This window comes from Deltaproteobacteria bacterium (assembly GCA_016234845.1).
In the GTDB taxonomy this organism is placed as follows: Bacteria; Desulfobacterota; Deferrimicrobia; order Deferrimicrobiales; family Deferrimicrobiaceae; genus JACRNP01.
Genome location: JACRNP010000167.1, coordinates 1 through 4,109 on the forward strand (window position 1 = coordinate 1; position 4,109 = coordinate 4,109).

Sequence of the window (4,109 nt, forward strand, 5' to 3'; positions counted from 1 at the left end):
CTCCCCGCAGTTCAGACACCTCCACGCGTAGAACAGATCCAGCATGTCCTGGAACCGTTCGAACACCATCGCGCCGTTGCAGCGGGGACACCGCACCCTCTTGTCGGTCATGGACGCTCTCCCCTCCTTCTCACCGTACGATGCAGGGGGGGCGGGGCGGTTTCACCGGGCTCCGGCGTGCGGGGGGAAACCCCGGACATATTCGTTGCGGATACGTTGCGCCCCTTTATTGTATGATTGATGGCGCCGGACGGATCGATTGCCCTGGAGGAACGGTTGGCGGGAGTGAAAAAACGGCTGGGTGAACTGCTCGTCGAGACGGGTCTTCTCACCGAGGAGATGATCACCCGGGCGCTGTCCGAACAGCGGTCCAAGCACGGGAAGCTCGGGGAGGTGATCGTCTCCCTGGGGCTGGCCTCGGAGTACGAGATCGCCCAGGCGCTGTCGCTCCAGCTGGGGATCTCCCAGATCGACATGAAGAACACGCCGGTCGAGCCCCAGGCGATCGAGCTGATCGGGGAGAAGGTCGCCCGCAAGCACCTGATCGTCCCCATCTCCATCGACCACAAGGAACTCCACATCGCGATGGCGGACCCGCTGAGCTTCGAGGCGTTCGAGGACGTCCGCCAGCACTACCATCTCGGCTCCTCGCTCAGCACCATCGTCAAGGACATCGTGGAGGAGCGGCTGGTCGAGGTGGTGCACGAGGCCCAGGACCTGGAGGGGAAGGACCTCGAGGACCTTCGGAAGAAGAGCGAGGCGGCCCCGGTCATCCGGATGGTGAACCTGATCGTCGCCGAGGCGGTCGACCAGGGCGCCTCCGACATCCACGTCGAGCCGACGAAGACCGCGCTCCAGATCCGCAACCGGGTGGACGGCCTCATGCGCAAGTCGATGGACCTGCCGAAGTGGGTCCAGGGGGCGGTCATCTCGCGGGTGAAGATCATGGCGAAGATGGACATCGCCGAGAAGCGGCTTCCGCAGGACGGCCGGATCGGCGTCCGCGTCGGCGGACGCAGCCTCGACCTCCGGGTTTCGACCATCCCGGCCAACTACGGCGAGAAGGTGGTCATCCGGATCCTCGACTCCGCCAACGCCAACATCACGCTGGACGCCATGGGGCTGGCGCCCGCGGAGCTCTCGAAGATGGAGGACATCATCTCCCGCCCCCAGGGGATCATCCTGATCACGGGGCCCACGGGCTCGGGGAAGACGACCACCCTCTACGGCATCCTGAACAAGATCAAGTCGGTCGAGGAGAACATCACCACGATCGAGGACCCGATCGAGTACGAGCTGTCGGGGATCAACCAGATCGCGGTGCAGGAGAAGATCGGCCTCAACTTCGCGACGATGCTCCGGTCGATCCTGCGGCAGGACCCCGACATCATCATGGTGGGGGAGATGCGCGACCTGGACACCGCCTCCATCGCGGTCCAGGCGGCCTTGACCGGGCACCTGGTCCTCTCCACGATCCACACGAACAACTGCGTCGCCACGGTGACCCGCCTCCGCAACCTGGGGGTAGCCCAGCGTTCCCGTCTACCGCGGCGAGGGGTGCCCGGCGTGCGGCGGCACCGGGTACAAGGGGCGCACCGGGATCTTCGAGATCCTGGTGTTCTCCGGCCCCGTCCGGGACCTGATCGCCGGCAACGCCACCGAGAACGAGCTCCGCCAGGCGGCGATCTCCCGGGGGATGGTCACGCTGGGCCACAACGCGCTCGACAAGGTGGTCGCTGGCGTGACCACCGTGGACGAGGTGTACCGCGTCATCGAGACCGACGCGGACTTCGCGTCGGCCTGCCCGCAGTGCGCGACCCCGCTGGAGTCCGAGTTCGTGATGTGTCCGGCGTGCGGCTACTCCGTCGTCTCCACCTGCCCCGGCTGCAGGAAGACCCTCTCCCAGGAGTGGAAGTTCTGCCCCTACTGCCGCCACAACCTGCTGAAGCCGGAGTCCCGGCGCACGTTCGCGTAACCGCTCAGGGGGACACTCTTCGTTTTTGGTTCACCATCGGGACGGGGGAAGAGTGGTCCCCGCCAGCGCCGACTTCAGACGAAATGGCACGCAGCGAATCTCCCCGGGCCGACCTCCCGCAGGAGGGGGGACGCGTCCGCGCACTCCCTGCGCGCCATGAAGCAGCGCGTGCGGAAACGGCAACCCGGCGGCGGCGCCACGGGGCTGGGGATCTCCCCCGACAGGACGATCCGCTCCCGCGCGGCGTCGCCCAGCATCGGGACGGCGGACAGCAGGCTGCGGGTGTACGGGTGCAGCGGCTCCCGGAACAGCTCCGCCGCGGGCCCCAACTCCATGATCTTCCCCAGGTACATCACCGCGACCGTCTCGCTCACGTGGCGGATCACCCGCAGGTCGTGGGAGACGAACAGGTACGCCATCCCGAACTCTTCCTGAAGGTCCTGCATCAGGTTCAGGATCTGCGCCTGGACCGAGACGTCGAGGGCGGACACCGGCTCGTCGGCCACCACGAGCTTGGGGGACAGCGCGATCGCCCGCGCGATGCCGATCCGCTGGCGCTGCCCTCCCGAGAATTCGTGCGGGTACTTCTCTCCCGCCTCCGCGGTCAACCCGACCCGCACCAGCAGCCGGGAGGCGCGCTCCCGGAGATCCGCCCCTTTCGCGACGCCGTGGACGAGCCACCCCTCCCCCACGATGTCCCGGACCTTCATCCGGGGATTCAGCGAGGAGTACGGATCCTGGAAGACGATCTGCATTCCCCGGCGGGTGGTCCGCAGCTCCTCGCCGGAGAGGCGGGTGATGTCCACTCCGTCGAACCGGATCTCTCCCGCGTCCGGGTCGAGAAGCCGGATCGCGAGGCGTCCCAGCGTGGTCTTGCCGCACCCCGACTCGCCCACGAGGCCGAGCGTCCTCCCCGCCGGCAACGAGAGCGATACGCCGTCCACGGCGTGGACGCGGACCTCCTCCGAAGAGAAGAACGACTTCCGGACGGCGAACGTCTTGTAGACGTTCCGAAGGGACAGGAGCGCTCCGTCCGCGTCCGGGCGGTAGAGGCCGCCGCTCATCGTCTTGCTCCTCCCCGCGCGGCGCGCTGGTGATGGCACGCCGCGAAATGGCCCGGCGAATATTCGAACGGCGGCGGGTCCTCGCGGTCGCACACGGAGAGGGCGTCCCCTCCCTCCCCGGAGCGGAATTTCGCCAGGGCCGCCTGCCGGTACGGGCACCGGTCGGCGAACGGGCACCCCGGAGGCGCCGCGGACAGGTCCGGGACCGCGCCGGGGATCGACGGGAGCCGCCCCTCCCCCGTCCGCTTCCCGGGGAGGGAGGCGAGCAGCCCGGTCGTGTAAGGGTGGATCGGATCGGAGAACAGCTCCCGCGTCGGGGCCATCTCCACGATCCTTCCGAGGTACATGATCGCGGTGCGGTCCGCGAATTCGTTCACCACCCCGAGGTCGTGGGTGATCAGGAGGACCGCCATCCCCTCCCGCTCCCGCAACTCCCGGAGCAGGTCCAGGATCTGCGCCTGGATCGTCACGTCGAGCGCCGTCGTGGGCTCGTCCGCGATCAGAAGCGACGGGGAGAGGGCCAGCGCCATGGCGATCATCGCCCGCTGCCGCATCCCTCCGCTCATCTGGTGGGGATAGTCGCGCGCGCGGCGTTCCGGATCGGGCACGTGGACCTTCCGGAGCCACTCCACCGCCCGGTCCGCGGCCTCCCGCTTCCCGCACACCCGATGGGCCGTGAACACCTCCGCCACCTGGGCCCCGACCGTCAGCACCGGGTTCAGGGACGACATCGGCTCCTGGAAGATCATCGAGATCTCCTTCCCCCGCACCCCGCACATCCGCTTTTCCGGCACGGAGAGGAGGTTCTCCCCCCGCAGGAGGATCTCCCCCCCCTCGACGATCGCCGGGGGGGATTGCAGCAGGCGGAGGATCGACAGCGCGGTGATGGTCTTCCCGCACCCGGACTCCCCGACCAGCCCGACCGTCTCCCCCGCCGCGACCGGGAACGAAACGCCGAAGAGCGCGCGCACCGCCCCCTTCTCCGTGGCGAAGGAGAGGCGAAGGTCGCGCACGTCGAGCAGGGTATTCGACATCATCTCCCTTTCAACCGCGGGTCGACGGCGTCGCGG

General features: G+C 68.2%; 6 protein-coding genes and 1 pseudogene. 2 read left to right on the forward strand and 5 right to left on the reverse strand.

Going from position 1 to position 4,109, the window contains the following annotated elements; all coding sequences use genetic code 11:
• The first annotated feature begins 240 nt into the window (after positions 1-240).
• A pseudogene (locus HZB86_11170) lies at positions 241-639 on the forward strand (hypothetical protein).
• On the opposite strand, the gene HZB86_11175 reads toward HZB86_11170, so the two are convergent.
• The 3 genes from HZB86_11175 to HZB86_11185 form a co-directional block, all read right to left on the reverse strand.
• A complete protein-coding gene (locus HZB86_11175) occupies positions 633-962 on the reverse strand; it encodes a hypothetical protein (GenBank protein MBI5906083.1) in 330 nt (109 codons plus the stop codon). The pseudogene HZB86_11170 and the gene HZB86_11175 overlap by 7 nt on opposite strands.
• Before the next feature lie 90 nt (positions 963-1,052).
• Complete coding sequence (locus tag HZB86_11180; protein ID MBI5906084.1) at positions 1,053-1,220, reverse strand: hypothetical protein; 168 nt, start codon at positions 1,218-1,220, stop codon at positions 1,053-1,055.
• 3 nt (positions 1,221-1,223) lie between these two features.
• Complete coding sequence (locus tag HZB86_11185; protein ID MBI5906085.1) at positions 1,224-1,499, reverse strand: hypothetical protein; 276 nt, start codon at positions 1,497-1,499, stop codon at positions 1,224-1,226.
• A 116-nt stretch (positions 1,500-1,615) separates the two neighbouring features.
• Between HZB86_11185 and HZB86_11190 the strand changes: the two genes are divergently transcribed.
• Complete coding sequence (locus HZB86_11190; GenBank protein MBI5906086.1) at positions 1,616-1,975, forward strand: zinc ribbon domain-containing protein; 360 nt, start codon at positions 1,616-1,618, stop codon at positions 1,973-1,975.
• 74 nt (positions 1,976-2,049) lie between these two features.
• On the opposite strand, the gene HZB86_11195 is transcribed toward HZB86_11190, so the two are convergent.
• Both HZB86_11195 and HZB86_11200 read right to left on the reverse strand, forming a co-directional pair.
• The gene (locus HZB86_11195) at positions 2,050-3,039 is read right to left on the reverse strand and encodes an ATP-binding cassette domain-containing protein (protein ID MBI5906087.1); all 990 of its coding nucleotides are present in this window, start codon (positions 3,037-3,039) and stop codon (positions 2,050-2,052) included.
• On the reverse strand, positions 3,036-4,076 hold the full coding sequence (locus HZB86_11200; GenBank protein MBI5906088.1) for an ABC transporter ATP-binding protein: 1,041 nt from the start codon (positions 4,074-4,076) through the stop codon (positions 3,036-3,038). Before HZB86_11200 ends, HZB86_11195 begins: the two co-directional genes overlap by 4 nt.
• Between the last annotated feature and the right edge of the window lie 33 nt (positions 4,077-4,109).

What these genes read in the sequence shown, in the direction of transcription:
- HZB86_11200 (MBI5906088.1), bottom strand. Translation starts at nt 4,076, where the DNA reads ATGATGTCGAATACCCTGCTCGACGTGCGCGACCTTCGCCTCTCCTTC.
- HZB86_11195 (MBI5906087.1), bottom strand. Translation starts at nt 3,039, where the DNA reads ATGAGCGGCGGCCTCTACCGCCCGGACGCGGACGGAGCGCTCCTGTCC.
- HZB86_11175 (MBI5906083.1), bottom strand. Translation starts at nt 962, where the DNA reads ATGTCCATCTTCGCCATGATCTTCACCCGCGAGATGACCGCCCCCTGG.